The sequence below is a fragment of the Sulfitobacter sp. SK025 genome, from assembly GCF_003352105.1.
GTDB classification, from domain to species: Bacteria; Pseudomonadota; Alphaproteobacteria; order Rhodobacterales; family Rhodobacteraceae; genus Sulfitobacter; species Sulfitobacter pontiacus.
The window spans coordinates 93,143-118,941 of record NZ_CP025808.1 but is presented as its reverse complement, the minus strand read 5'-3'; the positions used below and the strand labels follow the sequence as shown (position 1 = coordinate 118,941).

19 protein-coding genes are annotated in these 25,799 nt (G+C 60.6%); 8 read left to right on the top strand and 11 right to left on the bottom strand.

Annotation, left to right across the window (positions count from 1 at the left end; translation table 11 throughout):
* Nucleotides 1-51: 51 nt before the first annotated feature.
* The 7 genes from C1J04_RS00520 to C1J04_RS00490 form a co-directional block, all read right to left on the bottom strand.
* On the bottom strand, nt 52-1,254 hold the full coding sequence (locus tag C1J04_RS00520; protein WP_009825484.1) for a formate dehydrogenase subunit gamma: 1,203 nt from the start codon (nt 1,252-1,254) through the stop codon (nt 52-54).
* Nucleotides 1,255-1,340: 86 nt separating this feature from the next.
* Nucleotides 1,341-1,934, bottom strand: coding sequence for a formate dehydrogenase FDH3 subunit beta (gene fdh3B / locus C1J04_RS00515; RefSeq protein WP_005850298.1), 594 nt, complete (start codon nt 1,932-1,934; stop codon nt 1,341-1,343).
* 13 nt (nt 1,935-1,947) lie between these two features.
* A complete protein-coding gene (locus C1J04_RS00510; RefSeq protein WP_037953965.1) occupies nt 1,948-4,926 on the bottom strand; it encodes a formate dehydrogenase subunit alpha in 2,979 nt (992 codons plus the stop codon).
* 101 nt (nt 4,927-5,027) lie between these two features.
* Nucleotides 5,028-5,216, bottom strand: coding sequence for a twin-arginine translocation signal domain-containing protein (locus C1J04_RS00505; RefSeq protein WP_005850294.1), 189 nt, complete (start codon nt 5,214-5,216; stop codon nt 5,028-5,030).
* Nucleotides 5,217-5,272: 56 nt separating this feature from the next.
* Nucleotides 5,273-5,881 carry a TorD/DmsD family molecular chaperone gene (locus C1J04_RS00500; protein ID WP_009825482.1) on the bottom strand — a complete coding sequence of 203 codons (609 nt, stop codon included), beginning with the start codon at nt 5,879-5,881 and terminating at the stop codon, nt 5,273-5,275.
* Nucleotides 5,878-6,495 (bottom strand): DUF3306 domain-containing protein, encoded by a 618-nt coding sequence (locus C1J04_RS00495; RefSeq protein ID WP_009825481.1) that lies wholly within the window; start codon nt 6,493-6,495, stop codon nt 5,878-5,880. Before C1J04_RS00495 ends, C1J04_RS00500 begins: the two co-directional genes overlap by 4 nt.
* The gene (locus C1J04_RS00490; RefSeq protein ID WP_005850288.1) at nt 6,492-7,028 is read right to left on the bottom strand and encodes a DUF3305 domain-containing protein; all 537 of its coding nucleotides are present in this window, start codon (nt 7,026-7,028) and stop codon (nt 6,492-6,494) included. The genes C1J04_RS00495 and C1J04_RS00490 overlap by 4 nt, the downstream gene beginning before the upstream one ends.
* 365 nt (nt 7,029-7,393) lie before the next feature.
* Here C1J04_RS00490 and C1J04_RS00485 point away from each other — a divergent pair, with 365 nt between their 5' ends.
* The 8 genes from C1J04_RS00485 (at nt 7,394) to C1J04_RS00450 (ending at nt 21,271) form a co-directional block, all read left to right on the top strand.
* The gene (locus C1J04_RS00485; protein WP_009825479.1) at nt 7,394-9,346 is read left to right on the top strand and encodes a 4Fe-4S binding protein; all 1,953 of its coding nucleotides are present in this window, start codon (nt 7,394-7,396) and stop codon (nt 9,344-9,346) included.
* A 37-nt stretch (nt 9,347-9,383) separates the two neighbouring features.
* Nucleotides 9,384-9,584 (top strand): DUF6494 family protein, encoded by a 201-nt coding sequence (locus tag C1J04_RS00480; RefSeq protein ID WP_009825478.1) that lies wholly within the window; start codon nt 9,384-9,386, stop codon nt 9,582-9,584.
* Nucleotides 9,581-10,648, top strand: coding sequence for an iron-sulfur cluster carrier protein ApbC (gene apbC / locus C1J04_RS00475; RefSeq protein WP_009825477.1), 1,068 nt, complete (start codon nt 9,581-9,583; stop codon nt 10,646-10,648). The genes C1J04_RS00480 and apbC overlap by 4 nt, the downstream gene beginning before the upstream one ends.
* Nucleotides 10,645-11,346: a biotin/lipoate--protein ligase family protein gene (locus C1J04_RS00470; protein ID WP_009825476.1), complete on the top strand. Its 702-nt coding sequence runs from the start codon at nt 10,645-10,647 to the stop codon at nt 11,344-11,346. Before apbC ends, C1J04_RS00470 begins: the two co-directional genes overlap by 4 nt.
* A complete protein-coding gene (locus tag C1J04_RS00465; RefSeq protein ID WP_005850279.1) occupies nt 11,343-11,861 on the top strand; it encodes a DUF6505 family protein in 519 nt (172 codons plus the stop codon). The genes C1J04_RS00470 and C1J04_RS00465 overlap by 4 nt, the downstream gene beginning before the upstream one ends.
* Nucleotides 11,862-12,229: 368 nt before the next feature.
* On the top strand, nt 12,230-12,742 hold the full coding sequence (locus C1J04_RS00460) for a hypothetical protein (RefSeq protein WP_005850277.1): 513 nt from the start codon (nt 12,230-12,232) through the stop codon (nt 12,740-12,742).
* Between the two features lie 47 nt (nt 12,743-12,789).
* On the top strand, nt 12,790-15,435 hold the full coding sequence (locus C1J04_RS00455; RefSeq protein WP_009825475.1) for an NEW3 domain-containing protein: 2,646 nt from the start codon (nt 12,790-12,792) through the stop codon (nt 15,433-15,435).
* A 97-nt stretch (nt 15,436-15,532) separates the two neighbouring features.
* On the top strand, nt 15,533-21,271 hold the full coding sequence (locus tag C1J04_RS00450) for a DUF11 domain-containing protein (protein ID WP_009825474.1): 5,739 nt from the start codon (nt 15,533-15,535) through the stop codon (nt 21,269-21,271).
* 87 nt (nt 21,272-21,358) lie between these two features.
* Here the strand turns inward: C1J04_RS00450 and pnp are convergent, their stop codons facing one another.
* The 4 genes from pnp to C1J04_RS00430 all read right to left on the bottom strand — a co-directional run bounded on the left by pnp (nt 21,359) and on the right by C1J04_RS00430 (nt 25,695).
* Nucleotides 21,359-23,494, bottom strand: a complete 2,136-nt coding sequence (gene pnp, locus C1J04_RS00445; RefSeq protein WP_009825473.1) for a polyribonucleotide nucleotidyltransferase — start codon at nt 23,492-23,494, stop codon at nt 21,359-21,361.
* Between the two features lie 215 nt (nt 23,495-23,709).
* Entirely contained in the window at nt 23,710-24,183 is a 474-nt protein-coding gene (locus C1J04_RS00440; RefSeq protein WP_009825472.1) for a GNAT family N-acetyltransferase, read from the bottom strand.
* A 103-nt stretch (nt 24,184-24,286) separates the two neighbouring features.
* On the bottom strand, nt 24,287-24,556 hold the full coding sequence (gene rpsO, locus C1J04_RS00435; protein ID WP_005850267.1) for a 30S ribosomal protein S15: 270 nt from the start codon (nt 24,554-24,556) through the stop codon (nt 24,287-24,289).
* Between the two features lie 194 nt (nt 24,557-24,750).
* Nucleotides 24,751-25,695 carry a calcium-binding protein gene (locus tag C1J04_RS00430; protein WP_037954524.1) on the bottom strand — a complete coding sequence of 315 codons (945 nt, stop codon included), beginning with the start codon at nt 25,693-25,695 and terminating at the stop codon, nt 24,751-24,753.
* Between the last annotated feature and the right edge of the window lie 104 nt (nt 25,696-25,799).

Sequence of the window (25,799 nt, the reverse complement as noted above, 5' to 3'; positions counted from 1 at the left end):
CCTCGTTGATGCGCATTGGCACGCTGGGTGGGGGGCGTTGGGTGCATCATATCACTCTGCCGGCTGCGTGCCAGAGGCAGGTTTACCCTGCTTCGCGACAACTTCATCGGCCCAGATGCTGTGGTGCTCGCGCGCCCATTCAAGATCGACGTCGCCCGACCCCATCGCCTCGAACGCGCCTTCCATGCCGAGTGTCCCGATATAGATATGCGCGATGATCACCGCCATCAGAACAAAGCTGATAACGGCGTGCCACAGCTGGGCATATTGCATTTCCTCTTGCGGGGTCAGCGTGGCGTCTATTGTGCCAAGCCCCAACAGTTGCGGTACGCCCATGTCATTCAATAGCGCCAGCGTAGGTTCGAACATCGTCAGTTCGAACGGGAAGAGCAGCGAAATACCCGAGACAGAGATCGAGGTGCCCAGAATGATGACGGCCCAGAAGATCAGCTTCTGACCGGCGTTGAACTTCTTGGCGGGGGGGTGACCCTTGCCGAAGATCCCGCCGCCCTTGAGGATCCAGTTGATGTCTGTGCGATCCGGTAGATTGTGGACGATCCACATGACGAACACCATCACCAGCCCCAGCATAAAGGCCCATGACACGTTGTTGTGGATCCACTTGCTCGCGATGGCGAAGGTCGAAAACGCCTCGTGCCCGAACAGCGGGATCAGTAGTTTGCGCCCCGCAAGCGATAGCAGACCGGTGATGGCCAGCAGGATGAACGAGCTTGCAATCAGCCAGTGGCCGAAGCGTTCGATGAATTTGAACCGTTCGATGGTGATACCCGCGCGCCCGTGTTCAATACGGATACGTCCGCGGATCAGATAGAAAATCGCCATCAGCACGACGGTGACACCCAACAGCAGGCTGCCATAGGTCAGCAGCGGGCCGTGACGGAAGTTCAGCCACCACATGCCACCGTCCTGCATCAGAACCTTGGCCGCAGGTCCGCGGTTGCTGGCGCGCGCGTCGGGCAGGGCGTCCGCCCGGATCTCGCGCCACAGGTCCGCATCGGATGCGCTACCAAGCGGTCCAAGATGAGATTCGGCGGGGGGCGGGTTGCCCTCTAGCGGTAAGGGAAGCTCGGCCCCAAAGGGCACGTCCTCGCCGCGTTGGCGGGCCATGATGTCTTCAAGCGACTGTTGGCCCGGTTGCAAGACCGAGGCATCGCCCGAGGTATCCTGCGCGGCGGAGAGACCGGCAAAGGACACAAGAAATATGAGAGGCAGCAGAACGCGCAGCAATGTCATCGGGACCTCCGACAGGATAAAGATAGTTGGCCCGCCAGCAGCAGGTGCCAGCGGGCCAAGGAAAGCATGAATATGCGAAAGGGGGCTTAGCCGCCCTTTTGCTCGTATGCCGTGCCCCAGCCCCACGCGCCCGAGCCAAAGCCGCGCGCGACAACGCGTTCGCGGTAGATGCCCGAGACGACATCGCCGTCACCGGCCAGCAGCGCTTTGGTCGAACACATCTCGGCGCAGATCGGCAGCTTGCCTTCGGCGATCCGGTTGCGGCCGTACTTCTGGAATTCCGCTTCGGAGTGGTTTTCCTCGGGACCACCGGCGCAGAAGGTACATTTGTCCATCTTGCCACGCGACCCGAAGTTGCCCGCCTGTGGATACTGCGGCGCGCCGAAGGGGCAGGCGTAGAAGCAGTAACCGCAACCGATGCACAGGTCTTTTGAGTGCAGAACGATGCCGTCGTCGGTCTGGTAGAAGCAGTCTACAGGGCAGACCGCCATACAGGGCGCATCGGAACAATGCATACACGCAACCGAGATCGACCGCTCGCCGGGTTGGCCGTCCTGAATGGTGACGACCTTACGGCGGTTGATGCCCCACGGTACTTCGTGTTCGTTCTTACAGGCCGTGACGCAGGCGTTGCATTCGATGCAGCGTTCGGCGTCGCAGAGAAACTTTGCTCTTGCCATCTTAATAGTCTCCTTACGCTGTCCAGATTTTGCAGAGAGTCGCTTTGGTCTCTTGCATCTGAGTTACTGAGTCATAGCCATATGTTTGCGCGGTGTTGGTGGATTCACCCAGGACGTATGGGTCGGCCCCCTCTGGGTATCTGTCCCGCAAATCAACGCCTTCCATGTGGCCGCCAAAGTGGAATGGCATGAACGCCACGCCGCTTTCGACACGTTCCGTGACCATCGCCATCACCTTGACCTTGCCGCCTTCGGGGCCTTCGACCCAGACATCGGCACCGTCACGCACACCCAGATTGTTAGCGTCGCGCGGGTTGATCTCGATGAACATGTCCTGCTGAAGCTCGGCCAACCAGGGGTTGGATCGGGTTTCGTCGCCGCCACCTTCGTATTCCACGAGTCGACCAGAGGTCAGCACGATCGGATAGTCCTTGGAGAAGTCATTCTCCTGGATGGACTTGTACATGGTGGGCAGGCGCCAGAACTTCTTGTCGTCATAGGTCGGGTAGTCGGCGACCAGATCACGACGGTTGGTGTACAGCGGTTCGCGGTGGATTGGCACCGGATCGGGGAAGGTCCAGACCACGGCACGGGCCTTGGCGTTGCCGAAGGGGGCACAGCCATGCTTGATCGCGACACGCTGGATGCCGCCCGACAGGTCGGTCTTCCAGTTCACGCCACCGGTGTCGGCGATATAGTCCGACGGGGTCTCGCCGGTCTGGGATGTTTCACCGACTTCCTCGTCCGGCTTTGCGTTCGCTGGTTGGCCTTCGGGATAGCCTGCAACATAGTTGATCACGGCCATCTCTTCGTCGGTGAGATCCTTGTCCCAGCCCAGTTCACGCAGCATGGACATGGTGAACTCCGGGTAGCCGTCCTTGATCTCGGAACCAGCGCTGTAGACGCCTTCGGCCAGCAGGTTGTCCCCGTCACGTTCCACACCGAAACGGGCGCGGAAGGTCAGACCGCCTTCGGCAACGGGCAGCGACATATCGTACAGGTTCGCTGTGCCGGGGTGGTTCATCTCGGGGGTGCCCCATGCGGGCCAAGGCATACCATAGAAGTCCCCGTCGGCCGGTCCGCCTTTGGCGCGCAGCGTGGTGCGGTCAAAGGTGTGCTGGTTGGCCATGTGCATCTTCATGCGCTCGGGGCTTTGTGCGGTGTAACCGATGGTCCACATGCCGCGGTTGAACTCGCGGGTCAGGTCCTCGATGTTGGGTTCGTCCCCGTCCAGCGCGATGTTCTTGAACAGACGGTCGCTGAAACCGAACTTGTCCGCGAACAGCTTGATAATCGTGTGGTCGGGCTTGGATTCGAACAGGGGCTCGACGACCTGATCACGCCATTGCAGCGACCGGTTGGACGCGGTGACAGAGCCGCGGGTTTCGAACTGGGTCGTTGCGGGCAACAGATACAGCCCGTCTTGGCGGTCCTGCATCACGGCGGACACCGTTGGATATGGATCGACAACGACCATCAGGTCGAGTTTCTCCATCGCGGTGACCATTTCCTTTTGACGGGTCTGAGAGTTGGGCGCGTGGCCCCACAGAACCATCGCGCGGGTGTTGTCCGGCTGGTCGATGTTTTCCTTGTCTTCCAGCACGCCGTCAATCCAGCGGCTCACGGGGATACCGGTCAGGTTCATCATCGAGGTGTCGTTGAACGACGCCTTGGAGAAGCGGGATTGCAACCATTCAAGGTCTTCTTCCCAAACCCGCGCCCAGTGGGCCCATGCCCCTGCGGACAGACCATAGTAGCCCGGCAGCGTATCGGCCAGAACGCCCAGATCTGTGGCACCCTGCACGTTGTCGTGGCCGCGGAAGATGTTTGTGCCGCCGCCTGCGGTGCCCATGTTGCCAAGAGCCAGCTGCAGGATGCAGTACGCGCGGGTGTTGTTGTTGCCGTTGCTGTGCTGCGTGCCGCCCATGCACCAGATCACGGTGCCGGGACGGTTGTTGGCCAGGGTGCGCGCAACGCGTTCAAGCTGCGACGCAGGTGCGCCGGTGACGCGTTCGACTTCTTCGGGTGTCCATTTCGCGACTTCGTCACGGATCTGGTCCATGCCCCAAACGCGGGTGCGGATGAATTCCTTGTCTTCCCACCCGTTCTCGAAGATGTGCCAGAGGATACCCCAGACCAACGCCACGTCCGAACCGGGACGGAAGCGGACATATTCATCCGCGTGGGCCGCCGTGCGGGTAAAGCGCGGATCGCACACGATCATCGGCGCGTTGTTCTGCTCTTTCGCTTTCAGCAGGTGCAGCAGCGACACGGGGTGCGCCTCGGCAGGGTTGCCGCCGATGACAAAGATCGCCTGGCTGTTGTGGATGTCGTTGTAGCTGTTGGTCATGGCGCCGTAGCCCCATGTGTTCGCAACGCCCGCAACGGTGGTGGAGTGACAGATACGCGCCTGGTGGTCGACGTTATTGGTGCCCCAATAGGCCGCGAACTTGCGGAACAGATACGCCTGTTCGTTGTTGTGCTTGGCCGAGCCGAGCCAGTAGACGGAATCGGGACCGCTTTCTTCGCGGATCACGTTCATCTTGTCGCCGATCTCGTTGATCGCCTGTTCCCAGCTGATCCGGACCCACTGGCCACCCTCTTTTTTCATCGGGTATTTCAAGCGGCGTTCACCGTGGGCGTGTTCGCGTACCGACGCCCCTTTGGCGCAATGCGAGCCAAGGTTGAACGGGCTGTCCCAGCCGGGTTCCTGACCCGTCCAGACGCCGTTCGACACTTCGGCGATGACGGTACAGCCAACCGAACAGTGGGTGCAGACAGATTTGATCGTCTCTACCGCGCCGCTGACGGCGGTGGCAGCTGACGCTTGTGTGACAGAGCCCGCGGTCGATGCGATCGCCGCAAGGCCGCCGATGGCCAGACCGGACCCGCGCAGGAATGCGCGACGGTCAACGGATTTTTCCGCGATGTCGGATAGCATGCCCGCCCGCTGGGGCCGTCGTGCCATCCCGTTGGTCTTTTTCCGAAGCATAATAGTCTCCCTTGATGCCCGCGTGCTCTGACCGTGTGGGTCGGACCGGGGCTGAGTTTCCCTCCCGCGGTGGTTAGGCACGCGGGGTGATGATCACTGAATTAGAAGCGTGTGCTTTCCAGATAGGCGCGGGTGTGCGCGGTATCTTGCATCTTGTCCGATTGCAGATCGACTGGCTGCGCCTCGGCGGCGGTGCCGCTGCTGGCCACGGCAACGGCGGCTGCCGGTGCGGCTGTCCCTGCCAGTTTCAGGAAATTGCGGCGGTTGGTGCCTTTGGTATCCTGGGTCATGGGTTGTACCCCTTTCCTTGGTTATGCGGGGGGAAGCCCCGCCTGATGTGGTGCGGTTATCCCGCCGTCATACGAAATGCTTCGCGTTCAATGTCCATGAAGGCGCTGCCGACTGCGGCAACCCCGGCATATAGGACGGAGTTCTTGGCCCCTTGCAGGTCGGTAAAGAAGTGACCCGCCCAAGGCGCGATGTGTTTGTTGAAAAACGCCCGCTGCGTGGCGTCGCTGGCCGGAGCCCCAAAGCGCCCGACGATCATACCGCCCATCATCTCCATCAGGGATGCGATGTTGTCTTCGGGTTCAAAGACATTCTCGGCGCGGCTGATGCGCTGTGCGGCCATATCGCTGCGCAGGGCGGCGAGGGGTTTTTCGTTCAGAAAGCCGGTCAGGTAGTAGCTGGCATAGGGCAGCAGCTCGCCCCGACCAAGACCAATGAACAGCGCGTTGAATTCGGTTTGCACTTTCTTGGGGGTCATGGCCTTGGCCACGCGCGCAAGCCCGTTGATCGCCTCGCCCAACGGGCTGTCATCGCCGGACAGGCCGGCGGTCTGGTCCAGCAACATCTGATCCGCAGGGCGGGCCAGCATCACGCCAAGGTAATTGTACAGATCGGCGCGCAGGCGATCTTCGGCAGAGACTTGGGTGGCTTGGGCGGCAGCGGTCATGCGCTTTGCTCCTCAAAACGAAAGGCCATGCGGCGCGGGGGCAGGGCTGCGGATTCTTCCATCGCTGTTTCGGCGACGGGGGGCGCTGCGGGGGTATCGGCTTGGGCCACGGCAACGGCGGGTGCGTCGACCTCTGCCGGAACGATGGACGGGGTCGGCTCTGTTTCAACAGGTGTTTCTGCCGCATCGGTGGCGGTGTCGAGCGCGGCCGCAGCCTTGCGCGCGACATCTTCGATATGACGGCGCAGCCCTTTGCCAACCTCATAGCTTGTAGTGAAATTCGTCACGGCAGAGGCTTGGGTATAGTCGTCAGCGTAGTCGACCAGATCATCCAGACAGGCCAGCGCCGGATCGGAAACCCACAGTTTGCGCAGTGCACGGCGGCGCAGGTGCTCGGGGATGGCACGCGCCATAAAGGCCGAGAAATCATCGCCCGCTTTCAGCGTATCAGGGTCGGGCAGATCAAACTCTGCCAGCAGTTCGGCGTCGGATTTTTCCGCCAGCGCGGCCTGATGCTGCGCTTCTGCCTGCTCTGCGGCGGCTTGCTGCGCGGCGGCTTCCTCTGCCTTGACGGCAGCGCGGCGGCGATCCCAGAAGGATGTGTGACGGGTCATTGCGAGGATCCCGAACGCGACGTGCGCGGTGCGCGGTAGACATCGGTCGTCTGCGAGATGCGCGCGTCCCCGATCCCGTCTTGCTTCGGCTCTTGATATTTGTCGCGCCGACGCTTCACAAAGGCTTCTTCTTCGTGGTGCGTGTCGACATAGGCGCTGATCCAGGCATGGACCTGCGGGGTCATCATGACCTTTTCGACGATATCTTCGCCATTGTCGCTGTAATCCTGCGCCTCATAGGGAGAGGCGGTAACCATCACCACCTCAAGCGGGCGGGCAGGGTCGCGGGTTTCGCGGCAGATGACATAGAGACAGGGCACATTCGCGGCGAGCCCGTGCACATAGGCTTCGGTGTCAGAGCGGTACAGCGTCAGCGGCACAGTGGTCACGTGATAGTCGGACACCTCGCCTTCGGTACGCAGCAGCTTCCAATCGGCGGGGTCGGCACCGGGAAGGACACAAACCGCACGCCAAACGACCTTCGCCCATTTCGTCACGCCGGGTGACTTGCGAAGGACTACCCCGACGGGCATCGTTTGCGCTGATTTAAGCGGTGCGTTCAATTTGGTTTCCGATGATGTTTCAGGCGTTTCCGGCCTCATATTGACGTAATCATAACGCGTATCAAAGAGGATTCTAGGGTTGAATCACACAGTTTTGTGATTGCTGCAATGCGGCATTTCCCATGCGTCAGCATTTGCCATATTTGACTGGGGTTTCGGTCTTTCCGACTGTTTTTGTTAGGTAATTCATGCCGTAGGTGCGAACAGCCCTTTTGCGGGACGCAGGGGCAATTAGGGGTTTGCGGCGGGTCGCGAACACCACTAGCTTGGCGTGCGAGCGCCGACAGTGCCCCGCCGCTTGACCCATCCCATCCGGTGCTGTCCCCGAGGAGATTATGGAAAAGACTTTTCTGCTGTGCGACTGTCTGGGCAGTCAGGATATTGACGCGCCTGCCTTGTCAAAGGCGACGGGTCTGCCGTGCTCTAAGGTCTATAGCTGTCTGTGCACCGACCAGATCGGCACCGCGGCAGAGGCGATGGCCGCGGGCAACACCGTGATCGCGTGCCAGCAGGAACGCCCCCGTTTCGAAGAGCTGGCCGCCGAGATCAACGCAGAGGTGCCCCAGTTCGTCGATATTCGCGATCGCGCCGGCTGGCACGACGATCAGGGCGACGCGACGCCCAAGATGGCCGCCCTGATGGCGGAGCAGCAGCTTGCCGCACCGGCACCACGGGTGATGGATGTCGTGTCTGAGGGCACGTGTCTGATCATGGCCCCGCCCGCTCTCGCGCTTGAGGTGGCAGAGATGGTGGCCGATACGCTGGCGGTGACGGTACTGTGGCAGGGCGATTATGACGGGGCGGTTGATCCGCGTTTTGACGTGGTCAAAGGCGACCTGCGCAAGGCGTCGGGCGCATTGGGCGATTTCAGCCTGACCTTTGACCAGTTGCAGATGTTGATCCCCGGTGGGCGCGGCGCGCCTTCGTTCACCGCGCCGCGGGACGGGGCCAAGTCGCAATGCGATATCATTCTGGATTTGACGGGGAATACATCGCTGTTTCCCGCGCCGCACAAACGTGACGGCTATCTGCGAGCCGATCCGGGCAGCAAGCCCGCCGTGGCAGAAGCCGTGCGCGAGGCCATGCAGATGGTCGGCACCTTTGAAAAGCCGCTTTACGTGCGGCTGAGTGAAAGTCTTTGCGCCCATTCGCGGGCCGGGCAGCCCGCCTGTTCCAACTGTCTGGACCTCTGCCCGACGGGGGCGATCACCTCGGCCGGGGAACATGTGGCGATTGACCCGATGATCTGCGCGGGTTGCGGTAGCTGTTCTGCGGTTTGCCCCTCGGGGGCGATCACCTATGACGCGCCGCCCGTAGATACCCTGTTCCGCCGGTTGTCGACGCTGGCATCGACCTATCGCAAGGCAGGCGGCATCGCGCCGCGCTTGCTGGTGCATGACGACGACCACGGGGCCGAAATGATCCGCCTTTACGCGCGTTTTGGCGCGGGCTTGCCGGTTGATGTCATCCCGCTGGCTGTGGATGCGCTGGCGGGGTTTGGCCATGCAGAAATGCTCGCCGCACTTGGCTGCGGCTTTGTGCATGTGGATGTATTGCTGTCGCCGCGTACAGAGCGTGACGTGATCGAGGTGCAGGCCGAGATTGCCCGCGCGATCAGCGGCACCGATACGATCCGCCTCATTGACGTAGCCGACCCCGATGCGCTGGAAACCGCGCTGGTCACCGAAACCGCGCAGCCCGCGCATGACACGCTGCTGCCTCTGGGCACCCGCCGTCAGGTCGCACGGCTTGCAGGCAAGACCCTGCAGCCCGAGGCCAAGGTGATCGACCTGCCCGACGCCGCCCCCTATGGCGCGGTGCTGGTGGATACCGATGCCTGCACGCTCTGCCTGTCCTGTGTGTCGCTGTGCCCGTCCGGGGCGCTTGGCGATAACCCCGATCTGCCCCAGCTGCGCTTTCAAGAAGATGCCTGCCTGCAATGCGGGCTATGTGCGAACGTCTGCCCCGAGAATGCGATTACACTAAAGCCGCAGTTGAACCTGACTGCGCAGGCCTTCACTCAAGTGGTGCTGCACGAGGAAGAGCCCTTTGCCTGCATCGAATGCGGGTCGCTTTTCGGCGTGAAGTCCACGGTTGAGAAGATCACCGAAAAGCTGGCAGGAAAACACGCGATGTTCGCCTCCTCCGAAGCGGCGAAGATGATCCAGATGTGCGACAACTGCCGGATCAACGCGCAGTACCACGCGCAGAACAATCCGTTGGCTGGCAAAGAACGCCCGCGTGTGCGCACATCCGAAGACTATTTCAGCAAGCGCAAAGATCACTAAGCGCTGTGCCGACCCACCCAAAGAACAGGAGAAAATCATGAGCGATGATTTCAACATGTCGATGCGCAAGTTCCTCAAGCAGGTCGGTGTGACCTCGCAGCAGGCGATCGAAGAAGCGATGCGCGAAAACGGCGACACCGGCGGCAAGACATTCGAGGCCAAGGTGGTGCTGACCATCGACGGGCTGGACCTTGAACATGTCGTGACTGGCAAGATCCAAGGGCAGTCCGAAGCGTGAGCGTCACCCGTGATGCCGTACTGGCCTGCCTGAAAACCCTGAACGATCCCGTCTCCGGTAAGGATATTGTAGAGCTTGGGCTTGTGAAGGCACTGACCGTCGACGACGGCGCGGTGCGCTTTGTGCTTGAGGTCAACCCGAGCCACGCCGACGCCTACGCCAAGCTGCGCGACGAGGCCGACGCGGCTGTAAAGGCGCTTGAGGGCGTTGCCTCTGTCTCGGCCGTGCTGACGGCCCATTCCAAGCAGGCACCGCCGCCCGACCTGAAGTTGGGGCGCAAGTCCGAACCCGCGGGGCCCGAGAAGATCCCCGGCGTGGACCGGATCATCGCCATCGCGTCAGGCAAGGGCGGGGTGGGTAAATCTACCGTTGCCGCGAACCTTGCCTGTGCGCTGGCCGCCGAAGGGCGTCGCGTGGGCATGCTGGATGCCGATGTCTATGGCCCCTCGCAGCCGCGGATGCTGGGCGTTTCCGGGCGGCCTGCGTCCCCCGATGGCAAGACGATCCTGCCCATGCGCAACTTTGGCGTGACGATGATGTCGATCGGGTTGATGACCAACGACGATCAGGCGGTTGTCTGGCGCGGCCCGATGCTGATGGGCGCGTTGCAGCAGATGATGATGCAGGTTCAATGGGGCGCGCTGGATGTGTTGATTGTTGATCTGCCCCCCGGCACCGGCGATGTGCAGATGACGCTGGCGCAAAAGGCCCATGTGGACGGCGCGATCATCGTCAGCACACCGCAGGACGTGGCGCTGCTGGATGCCCGTAAGGGGATCGACATGTTCAACCAGCTGAAGACCCCGATCCTCGGGATGATCGAGAACATGAGCACGCATATCTGCTCTAACTGCGGGCACGAGGAACATGTCTTTGGGCATGGGGGCGTCGCCGCCGAGGCTGAAAAGCTGGGCGTACCTTTGTTGGCCGAGATTCCGTTGCATCTGGATATTCGTGTCGCGGCTGACGGGGGCGCGCCGATTGTGGTGTCGAAACCCGACAGCACGCAGGCCGAAGGCTTCCGCAAGGTGGCCAAGGCCCTGATCGCGGGCGGGCACGCATGAGCGACAGCCCCGTCTTCCCCCCTTTGTTGACCGGCGCACAGGCGGAGGACCCCTTCGCTCAGGCCTGCGCAGAGGCGCGGCAGGGGTGTGATGCGGGGCTGGTGCTGTATAATCTGGGGCCAAGCGTATTGCAGGCCGCCATCGTCTTTGCGCCCGAGGTGCCGTTGGCCCAAGCGATGGCGATGCTCCCGCTTTGTGCCGTGGGCTTCCAGAACGCGCTTGGCGCGCTCGCCCCGCCAGAGGTGGGGGTGCATCTCGCGTGGAACGGCGATCTGCGTTTGAACGGTGCGATCTGCGGCCAGATGCGGGCGGCGTCGTCTGATACAGACCCTCATCACGTGCCCGACTGGCTGGTCGTTTCGTTTCACGTGAAGCTATTGCCGCAATCCGACACGCCGGGCGAAACGCCCGATGTCACCACACTTTACGGCGAGGGGTGTGCCGAGGTGAGCCCGGTCGAGCTGCTAGAGGCCTGGGCGCGGCATATGCTGGTGGCGCTGAACCGCTGGGATGACGAGGGCGCGGGCCCCTTGCATAAGGAATGGACCGGATTGGCCTGGGCCATGGGCGATCAGATCACCTATGGCGATCTGACTGGCGACTTTACCGGTATCGACGAAAACTTTGGCCTGCTGCTGAAAACCGATACGACCACGCATCTTATCCCTCTGACCGACCTGCTGGAGCCAACCCCATGAGCGATCTCTTCCTCGCCCGCGCCATCCACTTTGATGAAAGCGACCGCAATGTGTTCCACGCGCCCGCGCGCACGGGTGAATGGTGCGTCTCTGGCGGGTTCGAATTCTCGAACTGGTCCGAAGGTGATCTGACCGGCAAGGCGCGGCAGGCCTTCGCGAATGGCTGGATGGGCGTAGAGACGTTTGGCCGCGTCACCTTTGTTGCCGTGACCAAAGCCGAACCCTTCGAGGTTGAAGCGATCACCTTGCAACTGATGAAGCATTTCGTCGAGATCTATGGCGCGCCGTCGCCCGAAGCGGCTCGCCCCGTCGCGGAAGAGGAAGTCGCCCAGATGATGGAGCTTTGCGCCGACCACGCGCCAAACACCTTGTTGACCGTCGCACGCGAGCTTTCCGACAGCGGTGTGCGCGAAAGCTATCGCTTCATTGAACCGCAGGATGCGGGAATTGACCAGTTTGCGGTACACGGATCGTTAGACGATGACGATCATGGCGGGCACGGCCATTCTCACTGACAGCTAACTATACGAAACGCCCTGTCCGGCTATCCGGTCGGGGTTTTCGGTGATCAAGGCCCGGATCGGGCCAAACATTCCCCAAAATAAATAGAATCAACGCCCTTTTACATGAGGGTGACTCGCCTGCTTTGCGCGGCGAGATGCGGGTTTACGTCTGCAATCACCGCGCGAATTGCGTGTTTCGCCATCGAATTGATAGCGCCGCATATACGGACGGGTAGGGGGCTGCCCAGCAGATCAAAAACCTAGCCCTAAGCGAGAATGCACCCCGAGACATTTCCCCTGATGATGAGTTCAGGACAGCCCAAACACTGGGCCGGTTCATCAAAACCGCCGGCGGTGGTCGGCAACTAGGGGAAAAAATTATGACTTTCAAAACTCAACAAATCGCCCGTGCACTGCTTGCTGGTGTCGCGATTTCTGTCGCCGGCGTGCCGGCTTTTGCTGACGCACTTTCCAGCACATTTTCTTTCCGCATCGTCGAAACCAATGACGGTGGCGAAGAGCAGTTGATCGAGCGGGGCACCGTCCGCCCTGGCGAGGTCATCCAATACCAACTGCAGCACGAGAACACGACTGCAGACGCACTTGCGGGGATCGTTATTGCGGCGCCCGTACCCGAAGGGGTCACCCTGACGCTTGGCGCACAGAGCACATCGATCAAGGCCGTGTTCGAAGTCCAGGCTGATCTCGACCCTGAAAACGATGGCCTTGAATGGTCCACACTTCCCGCCACCCGCATGGTCGCCGGTGCAGATGGCACACTTCAACCAGAACCACTTCCTGAGGATCAGATTGCTGCCGTCCGTTGGACGCTCAGCGAACCTTTGGAGTCAGGCGAAATCGCACTCAACAGCTATCGGGTGCGCGTCAACTGATCGGGGGGAACCTGATCCAATTTACCTAATCTAGATAAATCTAAGGAATGACTAACGTGAAACATCAATCTTTCTTCATGCGCTCTGCAAGCGCGATGGCGGTTACCGCCGCATTTGGCGCAGCTGCTTTGGCCGCCGCACCAGAAGCCGGGTCCGTGATCGGCAACCAAGCGGTTGCGACCTATACGAACCAAGCCGGCGATACCATCACGGTCACGTCGAACACGGTTGAAACGATCGTTCAGCAGGTTGCTGGCGTGACATTGACTTCGGACAACAATGAAACCATCGCACCCGGTGGTAAAGCCTTCCTGCCGCACATTGTTACCAACGAAGGGAACGGCGCAGACTTCTTCGCACTGACCGCAGTAGAGACAGACACAGGCACGCTCGATACCTCTGCCATCGTCTTCTATCCGGATGCGAACATGGATGGTGTCGCGGATAGCGCCACACCGCTGACCGAAACGCCAACATTGGCACCGGGCGAGCAGTTCGGCGTCGTCATCGAAGTCTCTGTCCCCTCGAACGCAACAGGGTCGGACAGCATCACAGTGACCGCAAGGTCTGATCTTGACGGCACAGAGACAGCCGTCAACACCGATACGCTAACCATCTCGAACGACGCGATTGTCGAGCTGGTCAAGTCCATGGTCGCAGATGCAGCGTCCGGCGGTAACCCCAACATCGTCGATGCCGGCGATACCGTGAGCATCGAGCTGACATATTCTAGCACCGGTCTGGCTGCTGCGAACAACTATACCGTCGATGACATTCTGGACGGTCGCTTGGCCTATGTGCCCGGTTCGGCACGGTGGTCTGACGCCGCGGGTATTCTGGATGACGCCAACGGGTCTTCTTCGGTAGATGCGACCAATGGCTCGGGCGAGACAATCGCCTTTGATACCAACGGCCAGAGCGTCAACTTCAACATCTCGAGCGTCGGTTCCGGCCGCTCCGGTAGTGTGACGTTCCAAGCTGTGATCCTCGACACTGCTGATGCGGGTATCATTGAAAACGTCGCCACACAGGCAATCGATAACGTTGCCTTCCCACCCTCGAACACAGCTTCGATCATTGTGGATGACCAATTCGCGGTCTCCATCGCTGATACAGCCATCGACGGTGCTGGTGCGGCGGATCCAACGACTGCTTCGGCAACAGATGATGACGCGGCAAACGACGATGTCGTGACAGAAACTGGCGACGCGGCCCAGGGTGGCACAGTGAAGCATGAATTCGTGCTGACCAACCGGTCGAACCAGACCGACAGCCTGACGCTTGATGTCAGCAACGTCGACTACCCCGATGGCACAACCTTCCGGTTTGTGGGTGCAGACGGTGTGACACCGATCATCGGTTCCGTCGGTCCGCTTGCTGCGGGTGACAGCGCCAAGGTCACCTTGATCGCAACACTGCCAACAGATGTGACCCCAACGGCTGCTGCCAACTTCAACGCCACCGTATCCACCACCTCCGATGCCTCGGGTGTTTCCGATACATCGACAGCGACCTTCACCGGTGCGATCCTTGCCTCTGCCGTTGATCTTGAGAACGCAGTCGCAGGCTCCGAAGGCGATGGCCTTGACCCCACCAACAGCGGCGCGCCTTGGGTGAACTATGCCACCGACCCCGGTGCACCGGTCACCTACGACATGGTCGTTGAAAACAACGGCCCGGTATCCGACAGCTACAACCTCTCGCTGGCACAAGCGCTGCCCGCCGGTTGGACCGTCGAATTCCGCTCCGCTGACGGGTCCGCGATCAGCAACACCGGGACCATCCCTGCTGGTGCAAGCGATACCTTCACCGTTGTGGTAACCCCGCCGGCAGATCAGGCACCGGGTGACACATTGGTCGACATCGCGCTGGTGTCCTCTGTCTCGGGCCAAGGCGACCGGATCGTCAACGAAGTGACCGTGAACGAGATCTACAACGTAGAGATCATCGATGACCAGAACGCCCAGGCCTCGCCCGGTGGTATCGTCGACATGGTGCACACCATCACCAACACCGGTAACGTTGCGATCACCGAAGGTGCGATCAACGACACAGGGTTGAACAACTTCTCGGGCGCTTTGTTCTGGGATGCAAACGACAACGGTGTGATCGACCCCTCCGAGCCGGTGATCGACAACTTTAATGATCTGACAGACGGTGTCTCGGCTGGTGTGAACGGGCTTGCCCCCGGTGAAAGCATCTCGGTCATCTACCGTGTGCAAACACCATCGACAGCGACAAGCGGTGTGACCGAAATCGGTACCATCAGCCTTGATCCCTCGCTGAACGGTGGCACAGCGACCGACGCGGATACTGCTGACAACGCAGTAGAAGACCGGATCGTGATCATCTCTGGCGACGTCACGCTGAGCAAGTACCAGTACATCGACGCCAACTGCGACGGCACCGTCGGGACCTTTACCAAGACCCGTCAGGACGTCTCTCCCGGTCAGTGCATCCGCTACAAAGTGGAAGCTGAAAACACCGGCTCCTCTCCCGCTGCAAACGTCATCATTTCTGATGCCGCCCCTGCCTACACATCGGTAACCAACTGTGGTGGCACATGCAGCGAAACGCTCTTCCCGGCAGGTAGCACCGCCACAGTCACTCCGAGCAATATCTCGAGCGACCACGGCACGGTCCTTCCGGGTGGGTTCGCCACGCTAGAATTCACCGTTCAGGTGGATCAGTAAACGAACCCCAGGTTTCCCCGGAGCACCCTTCCCCCCCTCGCTCCGGGGGAACCACACTTCCTCTCCTCTTAGAAAAGATAGAACAGGGATTGATCAAATGGACCGCACCTTTCACAAAACCGCCCTCCGCATGATGTCGTGTTTCTGGATCGTCGCGCTGGTGATCTCCCTCCTGCCGCACGGCGCCGCTGCCAAGCAGGTACCCGCAGGAACCTTCATCCGGAACGTCGCGCAGACCACCTACTTTAACGAAGCGCTGGGCATCATCGAGACCGTATACTCGAACGCCGTAGACGCCAAAGTAGCCGCAGTGCCGGCGCTGGATGTCAACGGATACTCCGAACTGATGCTGACCCGTGGCGCGATGGCGCAATACTACTTCGAGGTCGCCAACATCGGGAACGTCCCGCTGAACGCCGCCATGACCATGCAGCACCAAGAGGGTGCCGCCATGATGAACGACGCCCGCCTTGTCTATGACGCGAATGCCAATGGTCGTATCGACAATGGCGAAGCCACGATCAGCTCGGGCGCGCCGATGTTCATGGATGTGGGCGATAGCGCTCAGCTCATCTACGAATTCCGCACCTCCTTCTATGCCACTCCCGCCACGCTGATGCAGTCGGTGCTGTCGGTATCCGCCACAAGCACAACAGGCTTCGCGGCACGTCGCATCCTGAGGGGGGCCGCAGCTGGCAAGACCACCATCATGGGCAGCTCACTTGAGCTGCAAAAGGAACAATCCGTCCGCGAGATGGAAGACGAAACACAGCTGACCTACACGCTGCGCCTGCGCAACGACTCGGACGGTGAAGTGCTGGCCTATGGTGACGTACACGGTGCCCCGATCCGCATCGACGGGGCCGCCGCCACAGGTGTTCTGCTGCGCGACGAGGTGCCACTGAACGCCCGTTTCCACAGCATCACCGACCCAAGCGGCATGGTTGCGCTGTATCACGCGGCAGGCGATGCACGTCATGATTACCAGACTGCGCGCCCAGCTGGTGAGGTCGACGCCGTGGCTTTCTTTCACGAGGGCGACTACGAAATCGGTTTCGCCCGCGACCCTGCGTTCACTGTAACGGTGCCCATGAACCTGGGCGACGTAGAGGTCGCCAACACCGCCCGCAGCTTCGTGAAAATGGAAGATCGCACAGTTGATGTAGACTCTAACACAACGGTTTACAGCCGCGATGCTGCCGGGACCGGCGCCCTGCACTTTGAACATCCTGAAACCGCAGCAGACCAACCGCACGCCGTGCCAAACAGCGATACCCGCCTGCGCCTGACAGCCGGTGCGTGCAACGAAACGATGTCCGCAGATCGTGCGATGATCACGCTGCGCAGCTTCCTGACCGGCGATGTAGAGCGTGTGACGGCCACAGAAACAGACCCTAACAACGGTGTTTTCCTTACCGCTGCCGTTCCTATGGCGCGGATGGATGTGCCCGTATCCGGCGACAATGTGATCGCGACCACCGACGGTGACCGCCTGATCGCCACTGCCGATTGTGCCGGTGCCGCGCTGCAAGACGAGCTGCTGATCACCCCAGGTAACTTCCTGTTCAATGCGCTGACCAACGAGCCGATCGGTGATGTGGCCATCGCGCTGATGGACATGAACAGCGGTGCCGAAATGGCGCGCCGTATGACCGATGCCCGCGGCTTCTTCAGCTTCGGTGACATGCCTGCCGGTGAATACCAGTATGCCGTGATGAACGCCCCCGCATGGGAGGTTCCTTCCGTGCGCGCCGACTTCCCCGGCTTTAACCGTCGCGTTGCGGGGGCCGGTTATATGGCAAGCTTCCGCCACGCCGGTGGGATGCTCGATATCTCGGACATCCCTGCGGACCCACACTATGGTGTGCCGCTGGCGCTGGACAAGCAGGCCGACAAGGACATGGTCGGCGCGGGCGAGTTCGTGGTCTACACCCTGAACTTCACCAACAATATGAACCAGGCGCTGATCGGTGCCGAGATCATGGATCGCCCCGCCTTTGGCAGCCAGTTGGTTGCAGGGTCGGTGACCTTCAACGGCGAGACAATGGAAGACCCTGCCGTCGATGCGTCGGGTGACATGACCTATGACCTGGGCATGCTGGCCCCCCTGTCGAGCCACGAGCTGACCTATGTCATGCAGTTCACCGCAGCCGCCCGCGAAGGCCGCAACGAGAACACCGCAGTTCTGACGGGTCGTCAGGCGGGCACCGGTACCGTGATGCAGTCCCAGACTGCCCGCGCAATGGTCAAGCTGAACAACAGCGGTGGCGTCTTCGCCCGCGAAGCCACTGTCATCGGGTCGGTCTTTATGGACTGTGACAAAGACGGTATCCGTGGCGACCACACTGAACCAGGCATCCCCGGCGTCCGTATCGTGACCCAAGAGGGCCTGTCGGTTGTGACCGATATGGATGGTAAATACTCCCTTTTCGGTCTGCGCCCCGTGACCCATGCGTTCCTTGTGCAGGACGAAACCCTGCCCGTTGGTACCGAAGTGACCGTAACCCGCACCAACGATCTGCTGCGTGGTGGGTCGCGCCTGATCCCGCTGCGCAAAGGGGAACTGCGCGCCGAGCACTTCGCCGTGCTGGACTGCACCCCCGAAGCGATGGCCGAGGTTGACCAACGTCAGAAATACTTTGCCGAGCAGCCCCAATCCAACGCGCTGACCGCTGCCGACCTGCCGATCGAAGGCCAGCGTGCGCCGGTACGTTCGGTGCGCAGCGAAGCCGGTGTGGCGACCACCACACAGCTGACCTCGCGTCTGATGCAGCGTCTGGATGAAAACCGCGCGGCGAACTCCGTCTCTGAAAAAGCCTCCGGCAAGGCGCAGCGCCAGTCGCTTGAGATGCTGATCAAGACGCTGGACGATGCACCCGGTTTCGTGGACCTGACCGATGGTCAGACACTGGATCGCCGCACCCAAAGCGTGCGCGTCAAGGGCAAGGGCGATCTGTCGCTGGGCCTGCTGGTGAACGGCCGCGAGCTGAGCAGCGACCGCGTGGGCGAGCGTACAAGCTTCGAGAAGAACAACACGCAGGCACTGGATTTTGTCGCGGTGAAACTGGACGCGGGGCAGAACACCCTGACGCTGGTCGGCCGTGACGGTTTCGGCATCGAACGTGTCCGCGAGGAAATCACCGTGGTTGCCCCCGGCAAGCCCGCCAAGTTCGAGGTGATCATGCCCGATTCCGCGCCCGCATCGCCGACCGACGTGATCCCGGTTGTGGTGCGTGTGCTGGATGCCCGTGGCATGCCTGTACCTGCCTCCGGTACCGTGACCCTTAGCGCCAAGCTGGCCCTGTGGGACGTGGCCGACATCCGCGAAGGCACCCCCGGCGTGCAGGTCTATCTGGACAACGGCGAGGCCACCTTTGGGCTGATCCCGCCACAGGTTGCGGGCACAGACCGTATCACCATTAGCGGTGCCTTTGGCCGCGCCGAAGAGACCATCACATTCACCCCCGATCTGGACCAGCGCATCATGGTTGGCGTGATCGAAGGGGCCGTGGCCTTGGGCGGTGCGAAGGGTGAGCTGCTGGACGCGGATCGTTTCAGCTCTTTCGAAGACACAACCACCGGTCTGCGGGGTGAAGTGTACCTCAAGGGCGTGATCTCGGGTGATGCGCTGCTGACACTGCGCTATAGCTCGGACCGTGACACCGAAGACCGCCTGTTCCGCGACATCCGTGGCGACGAGTTCTACCCTGTGTATGGTGACAACTCCGAACGTGGCTTCGACGCGCAATCCTCGGAAAACCTGTACGTTAAGGTCGAAAAGGGTCGTTCGTACATCCTTTACGGTGACATCGCGATCGAACCCGAAGCCAGCGCGCTGAAGCTTGACGGCATGCGTCGTGTGGTGACCGGTGCCAAGGCCCATTGGGAAAACGACAAGGTCGGCGTGACCCTGTTCGGTGCCCGTACTGCCCAAGAGCAGCGCGTGCAGGAATTCCTCGGGCGTGGTGTGTCCGGCCCCTATGACCTGGATCTGGACGGCTATGTACAAGGCTCCGAGCGGGTTGAACTGCTGGTGCGCGATGAAGAGGGCGGGGATGTCATCTCGACCACGCCGCTGCGCCGCGGCAGCGACTACTTGCTGGACTTCTTTGGCAACTCGATCACTTTTGACGATGCGGTGCGCCAGTTCGACGGTCAGGGCAACCCTGTGTCGGTGCGCGTCACCTACGAAGTCGATGTGGAAGGGGCCGACCGCTACTGGCTCTATGGCGGTGAGGTGAACCTCGCGCTGACCGACCGCACCACCGTTGGCGCACGTATCGTGCATGCCGATGCCGACCGTGGCAACACCGCCCGCGAGCGTCTGCACTCTGCCTATATCCGTCACGAGGGGACGCAGGGTGGCGTGTGGGAAGCCGAGGCTGCGCGCTCCGAAGATGCAAATGGCGTATCGGATACCGCCTACCGTCTGTCCTATGACATCCGCAAGGAAACCGGACACTTCAACTTCGAAATGGTTCACACCGGCGAGAAATTTGCCTCGCGCGGCGGTCTGGCACTGCCCGGCACCACCCGCGCACGTCTGAACTACGGTTTTGAGATCGACGGGACCAGCGACTTTGTTCTTGGTGTGGACTATGTACGTGACCGCACCTCTGACATCGAGCGTCTGACCGTGGATGCTGTCTATGCCAAAGAGTTCAGCACAAACTTCAAAGGCTACATCGGGCTGGAGTATCGTCTGGATCACACCGCAACCTCGAAGAAGGCCCATCCCGGTCTGATCCTTGGCGGCCACTGGACCCCTGCGAACCGCCCCGGCACCGTCATCACCGCAGAGCTGCGTCACCCCTTTGGCGGCTCGGACCGTCCGACAGAGCTGACCCTGGGCATGTACCGAGAGCCCGTGCCCGGCTGGCGTGCCTATAGCGAGGTCGAAATGACCTTTGGCGACGACAGCATGGCCACACACTCCAAGCTGGGTTTCTCTTACGACCTGAATGACTGGCTGCGCGGGAGCACCGATTTTGTCAAAGGTCTGGGATCTTCGGACACCATGTTTACCCAGGCGATGATGGGCAAATGGGCCATGAACGGGAACACCAGCTTCAGCTTCGGGATTGAACATTCCCGCAGCATGGAAAGCGACGATCACCGTCTGACCAGCGTTGCCCTTGGCGCGAAGTGGGGGTCCAGCGCGGAAAGCTGGGTGGGCGATGCCGATGCGGACACCACCTTTGAAGACAACGGCAACACCCATTACGCCAGCTTTGGCATCGCGGGTAAGGTCACACCTGACTTCACCGTGCTGGGCCGTACCCGTGTTGCACTGGACAAGCGCGACGGTCGTGACCACCGCCGGATCCGGTCGCGTGCGGGTATCGCCTACCGTCCGGTTCACGATCCACGCCTCGAAGTGCTGGCATGGTACGAGCACCGCATCGAACAGCGCGAGACCAAATCGGTGACCCATATGTGGTCCGTGGACGCGGCCTATGAAGTAGACGCCGACCTGCGCCTGAACGCGAAATACGCGGGCCAGTCGCAAAAGCTGACCACCCTTGGCGGGTTCTCTGCCCGCGCCACCACGCAACTGGTGCAGGCTGGCTTTAACTACGAGTTCGGCGACAACCGGTTCCAGATCGGCTTGAACGCCGCGCATCTGTGGGACGACCAAGGCAATGCTACCAACGGTATCGGCGCAGAGATCGGGTTTGCCCCTACCAAAGGTGCGCTAGTTGCATTGGGCTATAACCGCGCGATGAACAAGTCGGCCCTGCGTAGCGACCTGTATCAGGAAGGTTTCTACCTGCGCTTCAAGCTGCTGCTGGATAACTCGCTCTGGGACCGTCTGGACAGCTTTATGGAAAGCTAAAGCTAAACGGGACAAACCCGTCACGGCACAAAAAAAGCCCCGGCACATAGGCCGGGGCTTTCGTCATTTCAAAAGGGGTGGAGAAGCTTACGCTTCGCCGCCTTCTTCTTTCTTGATTTCTTCGCCGGTTTCCTGATCGACAACTTTCATCGACAGGCGCACCTTGCCGCGATCGTCAAAGCCAAGCAGCTTCACTTTCACTTCCTGACCTTCCTTCAGAACATCCGAAGGGTGGTTCAGGCGGCGGTTTTCGATCTGGGATACGTGGACCAGACCGTCGCGCTTGCCAAAGAAGTTCACGAAGGCACCGAAATCAACGATCTTGACGACGGTACCGGTGTAAACCGCACCTTCCTCAGGCTCGGCCACGATGGACCAGATCATGTCATAGGCTTTCTTGATCGAGTCGCCGTTTGGCGATGCGATCTTGATGATGCCTTCGTCGTTGATGTCGACTTTCGCGCCGGACACTTCAACGATCTCGCGGATCACCTTACCGCCGGACCCGATCACTTCACGGATCTTGTCGGTTGGAATCTGCATCGTTTCGATGCGTGGGGCGTGGACAGAGAACTCACCCGCGCCGGAGATGGCTTTGTTCATCTCGCCCAGAATGTGCACACGGCCCGCTTTGGCTTGTGCCAGAGCTTTCTCCATGATCTCGGGCGTGATGCCGGCGATCTTGATGTCCATCTGCAGCGACGTGATACCTGCTTCGGTACCGGCTACTTTAAAGTCCATGTCGCCAAGGTGGTCTTCGTCACCCAAGATGTCGGACAGGATCGCGTAGGAGCCGTCTTCTTCCAGGATCAGACCCATGGCAACACCCGCGACGGGCGCTTTCAATGGAACGCCTGCGTCCATCATGGACAAGGAGCCACCGCAAACCGACGCCATCGAGCTGGAGCCGTTCGATTCAGTGATCTCGGACACAACGCGGATGGTGTAGGGGAAGTCGGTGGAGGCAGGCAGAACCGCCTGCAAAGCACGCCAAGCCAACTTGCCGTGACCGATTTCGCGACGGCCGGGGCCACCGACACGGCCAACTTCACCAACCGAATAGGGCGGGAAGTTATAGTGCAGCATGAAGTTGGATTTGAAGTTGCCGTGCAGCGCATCGATGAACTGTTCGTCATCGCCGGTGCCCAAAGTGGTCACAACCAGACCCTGTGTTTCGCCACGTGTGAACAGCGACGACCCGTGTGTACGGGGCAGGATGCCGGTTTCGGCCACGATGTCGCGGATTTCGTCGGTCTTCCGGCCGTCGATACGCTTACCGGTTTTAACCACGTCCCCACGCAGGATGGACGCTTCGAGGCCTTTCAGAGCGGACCCGAGGTTCGCGTCTTCCAGTTGCTCTTCGGTCAGCGCGGCTTTGATTGTTTCGCGGGCAGCGGCAACAGCGGCGGTGCGCTCTTGCTTGTCGGCGATTGCAAAGGCGGCGCGCATGGCGTCTTCGCCAGCGGCTTTGACAGCAGCGGACAGGTCCGAATAGTCAACCGGCTGGAAGTCAAACGGCTCTTTCGCGGCGTCTTCGGCCAGATCGATGATCAGGTCGATAACAGGCTGGATCTGCTCGTGCGCGAATTTCACCGCACCCAGCATTTCTTCTTCCGACAGCTCATAGGCTTCGGATTCAACCATCATCACGGCTTCTTTGGTGCCGGCAACAACCAGATCAAGACGTTGATCAGGGTTCAGGCGTAGGTCCTGCATGTCGTCGACGGTCGGGTTCAGAACGTAGTCGCCATCCTCGAAACCAACGCGGCAGGCACCGATCGGGCCACGGAACGGCGCGCCGGAAATGGTCAGCGCTGCGGAGGCAGCGATCATGGCGACCATATCGGGGTCATTGACCAGATCGTGGCTGAGAACGGTACACATCACCAGAACTTCGTTTTTGAAGCCGGGAACGAACAGCGGGCGGATCGGACGGTCGATCAGACGGGCTGTCAGGGTTTCCTTCTCGGTGGGGCGGGCCTCACGCTTGAAGAAGCCACCCGGTACTTTACCGGCGGCATAGTATTTCTCTTGGTAGTGGACGGTCAGCGGAAAGAAGTCCTGACCGGGTTTTTGCTGGCGTGCAAAGGTGACGTTCGCCATGACGCTGGTTTCGCCCAGTGTCGCAATCACCGAACCGTCTGCCTGACGGGCCACTTTGCCAGTTTCCAGTGTCAGCGTCTCTTCGCCCCACTGCATGGATTTTTTCGTTACATTAAACATCTACGTTTCCTGTTTCGGCCCGGATCGGGCCATTTGCGTAGAGGGCATATTCCCCCTGACTCCGGTATCTTCTTTGTCGGGCGCTGGAGTCCGGGCGCCGGCTTTCAGATTGTGCGGCCATACAGCAGTTTGCCTGCGATGGGAAGGGAAGCGTTGATCGCTGCACGCGGCCCTGTAGGCCACAGATTGCAAGCCGCAGCAGAGCGGCGGGAGGGTCAGCCTGACAAGGTCTTGAACATCTTGTAGTTTTGCAAGGTGATCCCGCCTTTGGTGACGATGTTGGGGGCCTCGACGGTCCAGCCCATACGCGTGAAAAACGGCTTTGCCTTTTCGCTGGCAAAGGTCCGAAGATGTCGCACGCCGAATATGCGGGCACGGTCTTCGATGGCAAAATACACAGTGCGCCCCACGCCCGTGCCCATATGATCGGGATGCACAAAGGCCAGATCGATCAGCCCCTCGCGGTCAAGGGTCATGAAGCCCGCCATACGGTTGTCTATCTCGGCCACGATACCCGCGACACTATCAAACCGCCCTCGCCATGTGGCGGGTGCGGGGACTTTTCCGGCCCAAGCGATGCGTTGTTCGGCCGAATACACATCCGCGGTGCCCTGATGCACCGCAGCAAAGAAAAGCAGCGCGGCTGCATTGGTATCTTGCGGGGTGAGATCACGCAGGTTGATTGGCATAGGCTTTCCTTTTGGCGAACATCACTAAAGCACAGGGGGAAACGAAAAAACCGCCCCCTGTTGCCAGGGCGCGGTTTTCATCGTTGTGGCGGTGCAGCGCTGATTAGCGGCGCAGGCCCAAACGTTTGATCAGGTCCTGATAACGCGCGTCATCTTTACCTTTGACATAGTCCAGAAGCTTCCGGCGTGTCGCAACCATTTTCAAAAGGCCACGGCGACCGTGGTTGTCTTTCTTGTGGGTTTTGAAGTGCTCGGTCAGCGTTGCGATGCGCGAGGACAGAATGGCAACCTGTACTTCGGGCGAACCGGTGTCGCCTTCTTTGGTGCCGAATTCTTTCATGACGCGTGCTTTTTCTTCTTGCGTAATCGACATCGGGGTCTCCTTTTCGAAAGGTTAAAGTGATGGCACAGGCCGGGATGTCGTCCAGCACAGGCCCATGGAGTATCACCCGCTGACAGGAATCATCGGGCGATGGGGGCGTATAGGAAAGTTTCGCCCCCTTGGCAAAGGATTAATGCGTCGCGGGGCGCGTTGGCTTCTTTGTCCGGTGAGAGGGCATCGGCGGTTCAGCCGCGCGTTAGCCCCGCAGCGAGGGCCGAGCTGAGGGGGATAAGCGATAGGTCGCCCGGCATCAGCAACTGGTCCGACTGCACCATCGCCACAATCGCACCGTCCATTGATATCAGATGGGAGTGCAGATCCTCCGGATCCGGCGCAACTGCCACTTTGGGCGCTGTCGCGGCTGCATCGCTGTCGTCCCAGACCAGCAGCAGGCTGTCATCTTCTATGTCGAAACTGCGGATATCGACGATGCCATCGGGGCTGACCCAATCACCAAGGATCACATCATCACGCCCTGCGCCCGGGGTCACCGTATCGTTTGATCCCGCAAGGATCACATCATCGCCGCCGCCGCCATTCAGGTAATCCCCTTCGTCAATATCGGTGACGCGCGCATCCTGCCGGTCCGGATCGACAGTGCCGTCTATCGTATCGTTCCCCCATCCACCAAAGAGCGCGTCTTGCCCGCGCCCCCCAATCAGCAGGTCATCGCCCAAACCGCCCATCACGGCGTCATCCCCGCTATCCCCAAATAGCGTATCACCCCCGGCAGAGCCGTTTAGCGTATCGTGGCCCACGCCGCCCTGCAGGATGTCATCGTCATTATGGCCGGTAAGCCCATCCGCATCCTCGGCCCCCACCAATAGATCATCGCCATCATTGCCATGCAGGTCATCGTTCCCCGCGCCGCCCCTCAAGGTATCATCGCCGCTGTCCCCAAACACGGTGTCATCGCCATTCCGCGCCTCCACAAGGTCATCACCGCCATAGCCCGCGATCTGATCGCTGCCGCCCGAGCCGATAATCAGGTCATCCCGGGGGGTGCCGGAGATCACATCGCCGGCCGGTGCATCATCGTCGGTGGCAGACTCCTCTTCCTCGACCCCGATGTCGATAAAGGCGGCGGCCCCGACGGTGATCAACCCCATTAATCCGGCAAGAAACAGCATGTGCAAACCCGACCCTATTGCCCGCATCACGCGGGGATACAGATGAAACAGCCCCAAAACCCAAGGCCGCATCAGCACCATAGAATCAAGAAAGTTAAGCTTGC